This is a genomic window from Corynebacterium sp. p3-SID1194, from assembly GCF_025144155.1.
GTDB lineage: Bacteria > Actinomycetota > Actinomycetes > Mycobacteriales > Mycobacteriaceae > Corynebacterium.
Genome location: NZ_JALXWY010000023.1, coordinates 18,101 through 31,752 on the forward strand (window position 1 = coordinate 18,101; position 13,652 = coordinate 31,752).

Sequence of the window (13,652 nt, forward strand, 5' to 3'; positions counted from 1 at the left end):
GTTCCTACCGGGGGCTTACGCTTTTTCGCTTATCGACGTCGCGCCTACCGCCCCCGCCCGAAGTACCTTTCCAGTTCCCGGAAGCGTTCGTTCATCTCGATCTTGTGACCGTCCGCGTCCTTTTTGCGCACGTAGCGCTCGGGTGTGAGTCCGGTGACGAGGTAGACAATGCGAGCGGCCACGTTGACGCAGTGGTCGGCGTAGCGCTCGAAATAGCGCCCGAGCAACGCCAAGTCGACGGCGGTGCGGCTAGTTCCCTGCCAGTCGTGAGCGGTGACGCTGTTGAGCAGGTGCTGGTTGAGCGCGTCGAGCTCGTCGTCGAATTCGCTCATCGCCAGTGCACCGTCGACGTCGGGAGCGATCAGTTGGTCGTGGATGAGCTCGCCCATGGTGTCCACGAGCCGCGCCAACTCCACGACGGTGGGTTTCATCGTCTCGTCGTAGACGTATTCGGGGTGTCGCAGCCGAGCAATGCTGGCGATATGGCGTCCGAGGGTACCCATCCGGTTGAAGTCCTCCACGATGTAGATGGAGGTGAACACCTGGCGCAAATCGGATGCCACGGGGCTTTCCAACGCCAGTAGAGCCATGCTGCGTTCCTCGCAGCGGACACGAATCTCCTTTAAAGTGTCCGCTTCGGTGAGGGCGGCTTCGGCGTCTTCGAGCGAGCCGTCGATAAGCGCTTTGGATGCGTAACGCATGACGGTGCGCACCGTGTCGCTCATGAACTGCAAGTCCTCAGCGAATGCGTTGAGGTGCTCGCGGTATTCGGTGCGCATGGTGGGGTGTCCTCACTATCCGCCGCTGGAGTCAATCTCTGCTCCGACCGGCACGGTGTCGTCTTCTGGGTCGTCCAACCAGCCGTCGGGGAGCGCCACCTTCGCCGCGGAACCTTGGCGTCCGCGCGCGGAATCGGCAGCCTGAGCTCGCTCGTTCGAGGTGGCGATGGTGGAGAGCTGCTCGTCCAGCTCCGCGAGCGAAGAAACGCGCGCGAGCTGGCCGCGGAATTCACCGCCGACTGGAAAGCCTTTGAGGTACCAGCCTACGTGTTTGCGCATGTCTCGGCAGCCTTTGGCCTCCCCTTCGTGGGCGGCGAGAAGCTCCGCGTGGCGCTGCATGATGCGCGCGACCTGGCCGAGTGTCGGCTCTTCGGGTACCTCTTCGCCGCGCAATTGCGCTCCGAGCTGCGCGAATAGCCACGGGCGGCCGAGGCAGCCGCGTCCCACGACGACGCCGGCGCACCCCGTATCATCCATCATGGCCTGCGCGTCCTGCGGCGCGAAGATATCGCCGTTGCCGAGCACAGGCACACCGGTGCCGTCCATGTGCTCGACCAAGCGCGCGATTTCGCCCCAGTCCGCGTCGCCCGAATAGCGCTGCGCGGCGGTGCGCCCGTGGAGAGTCACGGCGGCGGCACCGGCGTCGGCGGCGATGCGCCCGGCGTCGAGGTGCGTGTGGTGCTCGTCGTCGATGCCGATGCGGAATTTCACGGTCACCGGGATGTCCGTTCCTTCTGTTGCGCGCACGGCTGCGTCGACGATCTGCCCGTACAGCTTGCGCTTGTAGGGGAGTGCGGACCCGCCGCCGCGGCGCGTCACCTTCGGCACCGGGCAGCCGAAGTTCATGTCCACGTGGTCGGCCATGTCGCGCTCGACGATGGTGCGCACCGCCCGGTACGTGTATTCCGGATCGACGGTGTACAGCTGCATCGACCGCGGCGTTTCCTGCGGCGCGAACGTGGTCATGTGCAGGGTCTTCTCGTTGCCTTCCACCAGCGCGCGGGCAGTGATCATCTCGCACACGTACAGCCCGGACGCGGTGCCGGTCAGCTCCTGCTCGATCTCGCGGCACAGCACGCGGAAAGGCATGTTCGTTACGCCGGCCATCGGTGCGAGGATGACCGGCGAAGCAAGGTCCATGCCGCCGATGCGCAGTTGCGGAAGAGTAGAAGTCACGTGCCCCATTGTTCCCTCCCACGTCGCGGTCGCACAAACTGACGTGGGCATTCGCTTATCGACGCCCCGATTTCTCCCCTCACCCACCTGCCCGCTACCATGTATGCGCACGGGCCTTTAGCTCAGTTGGTAGAGCTACGGACTTTTAATCCGCAGGTCGTGGGTTCGATCCCCACAGGGCCCACTGCATCCGATCCCCGCGGTCCTTTTTTGGTCGCGGGGATTTTCTTCGCCCGAAGGCCATCGTCCCGGCGTAGGGTGGACGGCATGTCCGACGTGAATGAGCCCGCTGACAACAGCAGCGGCAAGCCCTGGCTGAAGTACTACCCGGAGTGGACGGACCATACGCTGGAGTACCCGGAGAAGACGCTCGTCGAGCTTTACGACGACAACCTCGCCGCCAACGCCAGCAAGACCGCGACCCATTTCTTCGGCCGCACCATGACGTACGGAGAACTGGACGTGGAGGTTCGCCGCGCCGCCGACGGTCTCAAGCGTATCGGTGTGCAGCAGGGCGACCGCGTCGCCATCATGCTGCCGAATTGTCCGCAGCACGTCGTGGCCTTTTTCGCGGTGCAGAAGTTGGGTGCGATCGTGGTGGAGCATAATCCGCTCTACACGGCGCATGAGCTGCGCCCCCAATTCGCCGATCACGGCGCCCGCGTCGCCATCGTGTGGGACAAGGCGGCGGAGACCGCCACGACGATCAAGGACGACGACAGCACCGAGCTGGCGATCGTGGTCAGTGTCGATATGACCAAGGCGATGCCGCTGCTTCAGCGCGCAGTGCTTAAGGTGCCCGTCGGCAAGCTGAAGAAGGCGCGGGAGCAGCTCACCGCACCTGCGGAGGGGACGTTGCCCTGGGAGAAGGTCCTGAGTGCCCGGAAGGTGATTCCGCCGCGCGTGCGCACCCCGGACAATATCGAGCTCGACGACCCCGCCCTGATCCTGTACACCTCCGGCACCACTGGCGCCCCGAAGGGCGCGCCGCTGACGCACCGCAACCTGATGGCCAACCCGGTGCAGGGCCGCGCGTGGGCCAAGGAACTGCAGGAGCCCGGCCAGCGCATGCTGGCCACTCTGCCGTTCTTCCACGCCTACGGCCTGACGTTCTCCCTGACCTTGACATTCTTCATCGGCAGCGAGCTGGTCCTGCTGCCTGCGCCGTCGGTGGACCTGATCATGCGCGCGGTGAAGAAGACCCCGCCGACCTTCGTGCCCGCCGTGCCCACCGTCTTCGAGCGCATCATCCAGTCCGCCCGCGAGAAGAATGTCGACCTCTCGCAGGTCCAGATCGGCCTCTCCGGCGCGTCGTCCCTGCCTGCCTCTGTCATCGAGGAGTGGGAGGAGGTCACCGGTGGCCACCTCATCGAAGGCTACGGCCTGACCGAGACATCCCCGATCGTGATCGGCAACCCGGAAAGCGCCGACCGCCGCCCCGGCTACATCGGCATCCCGTTCCCGGACACCGAGGTGCGCATCGCAAACCCCGACAATCTCGACGAGGACATGCCGTACGGTGAGCCCGGCGAGATCCTGGTGAAGGGCCCACAGGTCTTCGGTGGCTACCTCAATAATCCGGAGGCGACCGAGAAGGTCTTCCATGACGGCTGGTTCCGCACCGGCGACATGGGCGTGATGGAAGAAGACGGCTTCATCAAGCTCGTCTCGCGCATCAAGGAGCTCATCATCACCGGCGGATTCAACGTGTACCCGGCGGAGGTGGAGGAGACCCTGCGCGGGCACCGAGATGTCGTCGACGTCGCGGTCGTGGGGCGTCCGCGTAGCGACGGCTCAGAGGATGTCGTCGCATGCGTCGTCTTGGACCGCGGCGCGGAGATGAACCCGGAGAGCCTGAAAGAATTCGCACGCGAGAATCTCACCCGCTACAAGGTGCCGCGCGCCTTCTATCACTTCGAGGACCTGCCGAAGGACCAGATGGGTAAGGTGCGCCGCCGCGAGGTGCGCGACGAGCTGATGGAGCGCCTCGAGCGGGACTAATCCCAGATGCCGAGGTTCATCAGGATGGCGCCGTCCTCGCGCACGAGGGCGAGGTCGTTCACGTCGGCAGTTGGCTGGTCGCGGACGATGCGCTGCAGCCGCAGCTGGTAGCGCTTTTCCTCGCCGTCGACGGTGAGAGTGCCCACGGAATTGAATTTATCGTGAGTGTCCACCACGACGTTGTCGACGACGACATCGCCAGAGCCCGTCCCGCGCACCGCGAAAATCGGCTCGCCTGTAGAGAAATCCGCGCCCGGCTCGCCGTTGAGGATCATCTGGACGAATTCGCGCACGCCGACTGGGTCGCCCGTCAGGTGGGCCACGGAGCGGGGGCCGAGGATGGAGTGGTCAAGGGGCGACAGGGCGTCATCAAGCGCTGCTGCTTCCTCGCGGTAGGTGAAGCCGCACTGCGTGAGCGCGCCTTCGGCGTCGGTGCCGACGAGTACTTCGATGCCGACCTTGTCGTCGCGGTCGAACGCGCGGTAGGAACCCTCCACGTGCGTCAGCGTGGAGAAGCGGGCAGCGAGAGCGTCCTTGGTGGGATCGAGCTCAGCGTCGTAAATTTTCGCAGTAGTCATATTTTCTACTGTAGGCTGCGCGCATGACGGCGTTCGCAATTTGCTTATTCGCAGGCTTATCGACGGCCCTTGGCGGCCTCATCGTCGCCCTCCAACGCCGCCCAAGCGAACGTTTCCTGGCAGCCTCCCTCGGATTCTCTGCCGGCGTGATGCTCTATATTTCCCTCGTCGAGCTGCTCCCCGAAGGTGTCGACGGGCTCGAGGAAGCCGGGGTCGCCGCAGCCGAGGTCTGGGGGCCATTAGCGTTCTTCGGCGGCGTTTTGCTGATCGCGGTGATCGACCGATTCGTTCCCGACGAGATCAATCCCCACGAAGAGCCCAGCCCTGTCGCCGGTAGCGCGCGCATGCGGAAAGTCGGCGTCATGACTGCCATGGCGATCGCGATCCACAATTTCCCCGAAGGCTTCGCCACCTTCTTCGTGGCGTTGCAGGACATGGCGCTCGCGCTGCCGCTGGCCGTCGCGATCGCGATCCACAACGTCCCGGAGGGCATCGCCGTGGCTGTGCCACTGCGCGAAGCGACCGGCAAGAAATGGCGCGCCGCCGGGTGGGCCGCCTTGTCCGGTCTGGCTGAGCCACTCGGCGCCATCATCGGGTACCTGTTCTTGCAGCCCTTCCTCGGTCCTGCGGCGCTCGGCGTCACCTTCGCAGCCATCGCCGGGATCATGGTGTTCGTCAGCCTGGACAATCTTTTGCCCACCGCGATTGCGACGGGTCGCCACCACAGCGCCGTGTATGGCGTCATCGGCGGAATGGCCGTTATGGCAGTGAGCTTAGTTTTGCTCGCCTAAGATTCAGGCATGGGGATCACACGTTTCTTTATCACTCCGCAGCTCCCGGAGGTCGGTGCCGGCGACCTCGCCGTGGTCACCGGCGCTACCTCGGGCATTGGAGAGGCTACAGCTCGGTTACTCGTAAGCGAGGGGTTCCGGGTGGTGGGGACGACGAGGAAACCAGGGGGTGTCGATAAGCGATTGCCTGGCGTGACATACGTCGGCCTCGACCTCGGCGACCCGGCGTCGATCGAGGCGTGTGCGGCCGAGATTCTCGCGATGGGCACCCCTGCTGTGCTGGTGAATAATGCGGGCGAATCGCAGTCGGGCCCCTTCGAGGAATTGCCTCGTGACGCGCTCGAACGGCTCTTCCAGGTCAACGTGATCGGGCATGTGGACCTCACTCAACGTCTCCTGCCAGCCATGCGCGCAGCTGGACGCGGGCGCGTCGTGATGGTCGGCTCCATGCTAGGCAGCTTCCCGCTAGGATTTCGCTCCTCGTATGTCGCATCGAAAGCTGCCGTCAAAGGCTTCGCCACCGCCGCCCGCCGCGAGACAGCCCCTTTCGGCATTGGCTTTTCGACGCTCGAGCCCGGCGCCATCTCCACCGGCCTCTCCGCCCGCCGCACCACCTACGTCGATGAAGCTGGCCCGTACGCCGCAGAGTTCGCGCGGATGCTGGCGAAATTGAACCGAAACGAAGCATCCGGCATCAGCGCCGAACGCGTAGCCCGTGAAATCCTCCGGCCAATCCGAGCTACGCGCCCCAAACCGCACTACGCCGTCGGGTCCATGGCACCCGTCGCTTTCGCTCTGGCGCGTGTCGTGCCGCAACAAATCATGCTCAACGTGATTTCCGCGAAGCACGACCTGTAGCGCCCCATCTATGCTTTCGGCATGGGACTTATTCGACTGATTCTCAACATCATCTGGCTTGTCACCGCCGGGATCTGGCTCTTCCTGGGGTACGTGCTGGCTGGCATCGTGGCGTGCCTGCTCATCGTGACCATTCCGTTCGGCGTCGCCGCGTTCCGCATCGCCGGCTTTGTTCTCTGGCCGTTCGGACGTGAAGTCGTCGAGACCTCCAGCAGCGGGGGACTGAGCGTGCTCGGCAACGTCATCTGGTTCGTCGTCGCCGGCCTGTGGCTTGCTCTCGGGCACGTCGTCACCGCGGTCGCGCAGGCCATCACCATCATCGGTCTGCCGCTCGCGTGGGCCAACCTCAAGCTGATCCCGGTCACGTGCTTCCCGTTTGGCAAGACCGTGGTCAACTCGCGCGACGCCCGCGCCCGAATGGTTCCCGTCGCCCGGTAACTTTCCGCGATGCGTTCTGAAGTCACCCGGTACGGAGTATCCACGGTCAGCGCCGCGATACTCGCGTTGCTGACGATTTTCCTTTTCCTGCGCGATGTTATCGCCGAAGGACAAGGCATCTTGCTGATCGTCTTCTACCTCGTGTACTGGGTGCTCTACGTGCTCATTTTCTGTGGGTGGACAGCGCGGCAACTGTCCAAGCGGCAGCCAGACGAGCTGGCCTCCTATGCCGCCGCGGAACATCAGTTGCGGCAACGGCGCTGGGTGCGCTGGCTCGGCATTAAAGGAGCAGCGAACCTCGCCAGTATCGGTGCGTTCGCTGCCATCAGCGTGGCCATTGTTCTCAGCCGCATCGACTATTTCCGCGAAGACTGGCGGTGGCTCGCTCTCGCTGGAGTGGCAGTGGTCGGATCCTGGGCTTTCATGGTGCTTGCCTACGCTACGGAGTACCTCGAGTTGGACTACGCAGCCCGCGCTCCGCTATTCCGGTTCGAGCACACAGATTCCCCGCTTTTCGAAGACTACCTCACCCTCGCCCTCATGACGTCCGTCATGGGTGCCACCCTGCCTGCCACTCCCACCAACCGGCTCGCATGGCGAAAGCTGCGGGTGAACACTGCCTTCGCTTTCACCTTCAACACGATGATCTTCGCGATGGTTGTCTCCGTCTTAAGCACCTCGCTTTCGGCCGGATAACCAGCTCATTTGGAGGTAAGCCGAGGGGAGGCTTACGATAGGCGAGCTGTCTAACAGCGTGTGCCCCCATCGTCTAGAGGCCTAGGACTCCGCCCTTTCACGGCGGCAACACGGGTTCGAATCCCGTTGGGGGTACCAAGGCCCTGTGGCGCAGTTGGTTAGCGCGCCGCCCTGTCACGGCGGAGGTCGCGGGTTCAAGTCCCGTCAGGGTCGCAAACGGGTCCGAGCAAATGCTCGGGCCCTTTTCGCATTGTCTACTGAAGTAGACATTGTTTGGTGGATCTCGGGTTGCTATCGGTTTAACGTTTGTGTCGTGAATGATTTCGAGGCGTTTATCGTCGCTGCTGCGCGACCAATGGATATCCTGGCTGATTTCAACCGCCAGGCCGTTGTCGATGCCGGAATGAAATCGACTCTCGCCGCCGACGGAGAAAAAGCCCGCGAGGTGTACTTCGGCCCCACGAAGTTCTCCCGCAAGCAAGCCCACGCAGTACGCATCGCCCGTGAGACGGGGAAGTCCTTGGACCAGATCTTGTTCATCGAACAACAAGTCCGCACCCTGGGCACGGAGAAAGAGAAGTGGAGGATCCGCCTGGCGTTGTTGTCTGTGCGGGGGAACTACGAGACGTTGAAACGCCGCGCCAAAGACATCGTCCCTGAGGTGGATACACCTGCCCCTGAGTCGGCGGTGCGGTTTGGTAAGGAGCGGAAAGGCAAGCGCACTTTTAGTGCTACTGGTGATGCGAGGGATATCGCCGCTCTTGAGTACGCCCTGCGCCAAAAACTCGACGCCAACCGCCCCGAGGGCCCGCAGATGTACGAGGCATTCCACGACTTGCTGCACAAGGATGGTGCTGTTGCTGATGCTGTTCCACGCCCGTTGGTTCAGATCCCGTTGCCGGATTACATCAAGGTCCTCGGCGGCCAGGGGGATGAGACCATCCTGGGGTTGTCTGATGGCACGACGATGACTGGTGCGGAGTATTTGATGCACCATCACTCCAAGGACCTTGAGGTGGCGTTGTTCCACCCGCAGGTAGGTCCGGTGAACCTGTACAGCACGAAACGGTTCGCTAATAAGAAACAACGCGACCTCGCCCGGGCAACACTGACGACGTGTCCTGTGCCGGATTGCCGGCATGCTGCTGATAACTGCGAGGTCCACCACATCGAACCCTGGGCCCGCGGTGGGCCGACGAACATGAACAACCTGTCGGTGTTGTGCAGGTATCACAACCGCACCAACGATGATGACCCCGGCAGACATAACAGGGGTCGAATACAGGTGCGCGATGGGACACCAACATGGATCTCACCGCGCGGAACACCAGTGGCGAACAACACACACCAATACGGTGCGATGCACCTACTGTTCGGAACATAGCCGAGGGGCCACCATACCCCACGGCCACTTCCGCACGCCTGAAAACCTGCGGTGTAATGCTGGTTTGTAATGTTTCGCGGCCTCTGTGTAAGGTATCAATTCGTGCAAGACGCGGAACACAAATAGCCGCGGAAGTGCGAAACAAAAGAATAAGGCCCTGTGGCGCAGTTGGTTAGCGCGCCGCCCTGTCACGGCGGAGGTCGCGGGTTCAAGTCCCGTCAGGGTCGCTGAACTGTTGTTGCGTATTGACTGCGCGGCGCACGGTTCCGGCCAGATAGCTCAGTTGGTAGAGCACACGCCTGAAAAGTGTGGGGTCGCCAGTTCGATCCTGGCTCTGGCCACAACCATGAAGTCCTCCTGCAAAAGCGGGAGGACTTTTTGCATATGATGGGTGCTTCCGAACTGATACGAACTGACACGAAACGTGGCGGTCGACAGCGCTTCGTAGGAGGGCACCATGGCAGATCAGACGGCAAATCAGCCAGCAAGTGAGAACGTGAACATCGAGCACGATGCAGCGGCGAAACGCTACGTCATGACGGTTGACGGGGAGCAGGCCGGGTTCGCGGACTACCGCGATGCGGATGACACCACGCGCGATTTCAATCACACCGTCATCGACCCCAAGTTCCGGGGGCAGGGGCTGTCGGGGAAGCTCGTGAAGGAAGCTCTCGACGACAGTCGCGCTGCCGGCAAGAAGATCATCCCGACGTGCTCAGCAGTGGAGCATTTTGTGGAGAAGAACGCGGACTACAAAGACCTTGTCGCGTAGGGCCATGTCAAGGCGGCTCGCCCTGATGCTCTAGATGACGTAGTTGTTGTCCTCGGCGACGTAGGAGTCGGGGTCGACGAGGTGCTTTCGCTCGTCGGACTTGCGCGGGCGGCACTTGGCCGGGATGCCGATCGCGATGCAGTTCGCGGGGACATCCTTTGTCACGACGGCGTTGGCGCCGACGGCGGAACCCTCACCGATGGTGATGGGGCCCAGCACTTTTGCGCCGGCACCGATAGTGACGTTGTCCTCGATTGTGGGGTGGCGCTTGGTCTGGGTGAGGACCTGTCCGCCGAGGGTGACGCCGTGGTAGAGCATGACACCGTCGCCGATCTCGGCGGTCTCGCCGATGACGATGCCCATGCCGTGGTCGATGAAGAAACGGCGTCCAATGGTGGCACCGGGATGAATTTCGACGCCAGTGAGGAAGCGGGTGATCTGGGCGAGGATGCGAGCCGGGCCTTTGACGTCGCGGACCCACAGGGCGTGGCTGATGCGGTGCATCCAAATGGCGTGAAGGCCGGAGTAGACGAGGGCGTTCTCGAGATCGCCGCGCGCGGCTGGGTCGTGGTCGCGGGCGTTAGCGAGGTCCTCACGTATGGTCCTGATCACCTTCAGCATGGGGCGTAGTGTAGCAGCGCCAATAGCAGAGCCCCCTCGCGCTGAAGGATTGGATTCAGGGAGGGGGCGGCGTCGATAAGCGGAAAATGCTTAGTCGCGGATGTCCTCGTAGAGGATGGTGGAGATGTAGCGCTCGCCGAAGTCGCAGATCACGGTGGCGATCGTCTTGCCGGCGTTCTCCGGGCGGGACGCGACCTCGAGGGCGGCCTTGACATTCGCGCCGGAGGAAATGCCGCCGAGGACGGCGTCCTTGCGGGCGAGCTCGCGGGAGGTGGCCACAGCGTCCTCGTTGGAGACGGTGATGACCTCGTCGATGATCTCGCGGTTCAGGGTGCCCGGGACGAAGTTGGCGCCCAGACCCTGGATCTTGTGCGGGCCGGCCTGGCCTTCGGACAGCAGCGGGGAAGCAGCGGGCTCGACGGCGATGAGCTTGATGTCCGAGTTCTGCTCCTTCAGGTACTTGCCGGCGCCGGAGATGGTGCCGCCGGTGCCGACACCGGCGACGAGAATGTCGATCTTGCCGTCGGTGTCGTTCCACAGCTCGGGGCCGGTGGTCTCGTAGTGGACCTTCGGGTTGGCCTCGTTCTCGAACTGGCGGGCGAGGATGGCGTTGTCGGTCTGCTCGACGATCTCGTTGGCCTTGTCCACAGCGCCCTTCATGCCGGCTGCACCCGGGGTGAGCTCGATCTGCGCGCCGTAAGCGCGAAGGATGACGCGACGCTCGACGGACATCGTCTCGGGCATGGTCAGGATGACCTTGTAGCCTCGAGCTGCGCCGACGAGTGCGAGGGCGATGCCGGTGTTGCCGGAGGTCGCTTCGACGATGGTGCCGCCAGGCTTGAGGTCGCCGGACGCTTCGGCTGCGTCGATGATCGCGCGGCCGATGCGGTCCTTGACGGAGTTGGCGGGGTTGTAAAACTCGAGCTTGCCCAGCACGGTCGCGTTGGCTGCGTCGGTGCCTTCGGTGATGCCCTTGAGTTCGACGAGCGGGGTGCCGCCGATGGTGTCAAGGATGTTGCTGTAAACGTTTCCCATTGTCGCTCCTTTGTTTTGTCCCCGGTTGGCGGGGCGTCGTGTTCACGGCGGGAGTTGGTTCACTTCCGCGGACGGACCCAATGGTACACGATCAAGCCGGAAAAGATAGACAGAGCGGTCCAAAACAAATGAACTGCCCGGTTTAGCGTGATGACGTGCGGTTGCTCCAGTTTCTGTGGAGCGGGGGTAGCTAGATGTTCGGGGTCGGAGGCGATCGGGCGCGTGTGGGTGCGGTTGTGTGGCTTGCGGGTCATTTTGCTACCCCCATAGGTGGGTTAGTATGGTTCTACCTGTACCGCAGAGACCGAATTACGCCCGCCGGCGGGGACACTCTAATGGGGGGCTTCCTGTAAGGAGTTTGAATGGATTCGCAACGGGTCAAGGACGACGATGATGCTATCCGCGCTTCGCTCACGTCACTGAAGACCGCGACGGGAATCCCTGTGGCGATGTACGGCACCCTGCTTGCCGATAACCGCCTGCAGATCACTCAGTGGATCGGACTGCGTACGCCGGCGCTGCAGAATTTGGTGATCGAGCCGAATCATGGTGTCGGCGGTCGCGTCGTGAGCACGCGGCGCGCGGTGGGTGTGTCTGATTACACGCGCGCGAATGTCATTTCGCACGAGCACGACGCCGCGATCCAGGACGAGGGCCTGCATTCTGTGGTCGCTGTCCCGGTGATCGTGCAGCGCGAGATTCGCGGCGTGCTCTACGTCGGCGTCCATTCGCCGGTGCGCTTGGGCGACAAGGTGATCGAGGAGGTCACCATGACGGCACGCACGTTGGAGCAGGATCTCGCGGTCAATTCCGCTTTACGACGAGTCGAGGGCGGCAAGGGCACCGCCAAAGCCGGCCGCGTAATGAACGGTGCCGAGTGGGAGCAGATCCGTGCGACGCACTCGAAGCTGCGCATGCTGGCGAATCGGGTGGAGGAAGAAGAGCTCCGCAAGGAGCTGGAGCAGTTGTGCGACCAGATGGTGTCGCCGGTCCGCGTGAAGCAGTCGACAAAGCTGTCGGCGCGTGAGATCGACGTGTTGTCGTGTGTCGCGCTCGGCCACACGAATGTGGAGGCTGCCGAGGAAATGGGCATCGGCGCGGAGACGGTGAAGTCGTACTTGCGCAGCGTGATGCGCAAGCTCGGAGCGCACACGCGCTACGAAGCGGTGAACGCGGCGCGGCGCATTGGCGCGCTGCCGTAGGCGCCGCGGAATTTTCATTACCCTAGGGGGCGTGAAAGAGCGTTTTCTGGTTCAAGGTGGAGCACGTCTGCAGGGTGCCGTCCGGGTGGCGGGAGCCAAGAACAGTGTGCTCAAGCTGATGGCGGCGTCGTTGCTCGCGGAGGGCACGACGACGCTGAACAATTGCCCGGAGATTCTCGACGTTCCGTTGATGCAGAAGGTCCTAGAAGGGCTCGGCTGCAAGGTGGAGATCGAGGGGACGGTCGTGCGGATTCATACGCCGCCGACGGTGTCTTCGCACGCGGATTTCGATGCGGTGCGGCAGTTCCGCGCGTCGGTCGCGGTGCTTGGTCCGCTGACTGCGCGCTGCGGCGAGGCGATTGTGGCGCTGCCGGGCGGTGACGCGATCGGTTCGCGTCCGCTGGATATGCACCAGTCGGGGCTGGAGAAGCTCGGCGCGAGTACGCACATAGAGCACGGCGCGGTTGTGGCGCGTGCGGGGCAGCTGCGCGGCGCCAACATCAACTTGGATTTCCCATCGGTGGGTGCGACGGAGAATATTCTCACCGCGGCAGTGCTGGCGGAAGGTCGCACGGTCCTGGATAACGCGGCGCGCGAGCCGGAGATCGTGGATCTGTGCGAGATGCTCAATTCGATGGGTGCGCGAATTCAGGGGGCGGGAACGTCGACGGTGACGATCGACGGCGTCGATAAGCTGCATCCCACGGAACACACGGTGGTCGGCGACCGTATTGTCGCTGGCACGTGGGCGTATGCGGCGGCGATGACCGGCGGTGACGTGACCGTGGGCGGGATCGCGCCGCGTCACCTTCATCTCGCGTTGGCGAAGTTGAAGAATGCTGGCGCGACGGTGGAGACCTACGAGCAGGGCTTCCGCGTGCGCATGGACGGCCGTCCGCAGGCTGTCGATTATCAGACGCTGCCGTTCCCTGGCTTTCCGACTGACCTGCAGCCGATGGCGATCGGGCTCGCGGCGATTGCGGAGGGCACGTCGGTGATCACGGAGAACGTGTTCGAGTCCCGGTTCAGGTTTGTGGACGAGATGCTCCGCCTGGGCGCTGATGCGACGGTGGATGGGCACCATGTGGTGCTGCGCGGCGTCGATAAGCTTTCTTCGACGGATGTCTGGTCTTCCGATATTCGCGCTGGTGCTGGTCTCGTATTGGCGGGCTTGGTCGCGGACGGGGAGACGATCGTGCACGATGTGGAGCACATCGACCGAGGTTATCCGCACTTTGTTGAGCAGCTGAACCAGCTTGGAGCGTCCGTTACGCGCGTTGCGTAAATAAACGCTTATCGACGTCCCGTTTACCCCTTCTCA

Annotated in this window: 14 protein-coding genes and 5 tRNA genes; 14 read left to right on the forward strand and 5 right to left on the reverse strand. The window is 63.2% G+C overall.

What is annotated here, in order from left to right; all coding sequences use genetic code 11:
- Window positions 1-44: 44 nt before the first annotated feature.
- On the reverse strand, window positions 45-779 hold the full coding sequence (locus tag M3G19_RS10910; protein WP_259902652.1) for a phosphate uptake regulator PhoU: 735 nt from the start codon (window positions 777-779) through the stop codon (window positions 45-47).
- 15 nt (window positions 780-794) lie between these two features.
- Window positions 795-1,964: a tRNA dihydrouridine synthase DusB gene (gene dusB / locus M3G19_RS10915; protein WP_259902653.1), complete on the reverse strand. Its 1,170-nt coding sequence runs from the start codon at window positions 1,962-1,964 to the stop codon at window positions 795-797.
- A 102-nt stretch (window positions 1,965-2,066) separates the two neighbouring features.
- On the opposite strand from dusB, the gene M3G19_RS10920 reads away from it, so the two are divergent.
- Window positions 2,067-2,139: transfer RNA gene (locus M3G19_RS10920), tRNA-Lys, on the forward strand.
- Between the two features lie 83 nt (window positions 2,140-2,222).
- Complete coding sequence (locus M3G19_RS10925; protein ID WP_259902654.1) at window positions 2,223-3,956, forward strand: long-chain-fatty-acid--CoA ligase; 1,734 nt, start codon at window positions 2,223-2,225, stop codon at window positions 3,954-3,956.
- Here the strand turns inward: M3G19_RS10925 and M3G19_RS10930 are convergent.
- Window positions 3,953-4,534 carry a CG0192 family protein gene (locus tag M3G19_RS10930; RefSeq protein ID WP_259902655.1) on the reverse strand — a complete coding sequence of 194 codons (582 nt, stop codon included), beginning with the start codon at window positions 4,532-4,534 and terminating at the stop codon, window positions 3,953-3,955. The two genes, M3G19_RS10925 and M3G19_RS10930, sit on opposite strands and share 4 nt — an antisense overlap.
- Window positions 4,535-4,557: 23 nt before the next feature.
- On the opposite strand from M3G19_RS10930, the gene zupT reads away from it, so the two are divergent.
- The 10 genes from zupT (at window position 4,558) to M3G19_RS10980 (ending at window position 9,473) form a co-directional block, all read left to right on the forward strand.
- The gene (gene zupT, locus M3G19_RS10935; protein ID WP_259902656.1) at window positions 4,558-5,325 is read left to right on the forward strand and encodes a zinc transporter ZupT; all 768 of its coding nucleotides are present in this window, start codon (window positions 4,558-4,560) and stop codon (window positions 5,323-5,325) included.
- A 9-nt stretch (window positions 5,326-5,334) separates the two neighbouring features.
- Window positions 5,335-6,183 carry an SDR family oxidoreductase gene (locus M3G19_RS10940; protein ID WP_259902657.1) on the forward strand — a complete coding sequence of 283 codons (849 nt, stop codon included), beginning with the start codon at window positions 5,335-5,337 and terminating at the stop codon, window positions 6,181-6,183.
- A 21-nt stretch (window positions 6,184-6,204) separates the two neighbouring features.
- On the forward strand, window positions 6,205-6,621 hold the full coding sequence (locus tag M3G19_RS10945; RefSeq protein ID WP_259902658.1) for a YccF domain-containing protein: 417 nt from the start codon (window positions 6,205-6,207) through the stop codon (window positions 6,619-6,621).
- A gap of 9 nt (window positions 6,622-6,630) precedes the next feature.
- The gene (locus M3G19_RS10950) at window positions 6,631-7,317 is read left to right on the forward strand and encodes a DUF1345 domain-containing protein (protein WP_259902659.1); all 687 of its coding nucleotides are present in this window, start codon (window positions 6,631-6,633) and stop codon (window positions 7,315-7,317) included.
- A 62-nt stretch (window positions 7,318-7,379) separates the two neighbouring features.
- A tRNA-Glu gene (locus M3G19_RS10955) sits at window positions 7,380-7,455 on the forward strand.
- Between the two features lies 1 nt (window position 7,456).
- Window positions 7,457-7,530: transfer RNA gene (locus tag M3G19_RS10960), tRNA-Asp, on the forward strand.
- Between the two features lie 100 nt (window positions 7,531-7,630).
- Entirely contained in the window at window positions 7,631-8,701 is a 1,071-nt protein-coding gene (locus M3G19_RS10965; RefSeq protein WP_259902660.1) for an HNH endonuclease signature motif containing protein, read from the forward strand.
- A 153-nt stretch (window positions 8,702-8,854) separates the two neighbouring features.
- Window positions 8,855-8,928: transfer RNA gene (locus M3G19_RS10970), tRNA-Asp, on the forward strand.
- 41 nt (window positions 8,929-8,969) lie between these two features.
- Window positions 8,970-9,042 (forward strand) — tRNA-Phe (locus tag M3G19_RS10975).
- 116 nt (window positions 9,043-9,158) lie between these two features.
- On the forward strand, window positions 9,159-9,473 hold the full coding sequence (locus M3G19_RS10980; protein WP_259902661.1) for a GNAT family N-acetyltransferase: 315 nt from the start codon (window positions 9,159-9,161) through the stop codon (window positions 9,471-9,473).
- Between the two features lie 30 nt (window positions 9,474-9,503).
- Here M3G19_RS10980 and epsC read toward each other — a convergent pair whose 3' ends face one another.
- Window positions 9,504-10,094 carry a serine O-acetyltransferase EpsC gene (gene epsC / locus M3G19_RS10985; protein ID WP_259902662.1) on the reverse strand — a complete coding sequence of 197 codons (591 nt, stop codon included), beginning with the start codon at window positions 10,092-10,094 and terminating at the stop codon, window positions 9,504-9,506.
- A gap of 90 nt (window positions 10,095-10,184) precedes the next feature.
- The gene (gene cysK / locus M3G19_RS10990) at window positions 10,185-11,129 is read right to left on the reverse strand and encodes a cysteine synthase A (protein WP_259902663.1); all 945 of its coding nucleotides are present in this window, start codon (window positions 11,127-11,129) and stop codon (window positions 10,185-10,187) included.
- A 362-nt stretch (window positions 11,130-11,491) separates the two neighbouring features.
- Between cysK and ramA the strand changes: the two genes are divergently transcribed.
- Both ramA and murA read left to right on the forward strand, forming a co-directional pair.
- Window positions 11,492-12,331, forward strand: a complete 840-nt coding sequence (ramA, locus tag M3G19_RS10995; RefSeq protein WP_259902664.1) for an acetate metabolism transcriptional regulator RamA — start codon at window positions 11,492-11,494, stop codon at window positions 12,329-12,331.
- Window positions 12,332-12,362: 31 nt separating this feature from the next.
- A complete protein-coding gene (gene murA, locus M3G19_RS11000) occupies window positions 12,363-13,616 on the forward strand; it encodes a UDP-N-acetylglucosamine 1-carboxyvinyltransferase (RefSeq protein WP_259902665.1) in 1,254 nt (417 codons plus the stop codon).
- The last annotated feature ends 36 nt before the right edge of the window (window positions 13,617-13,652 follow it).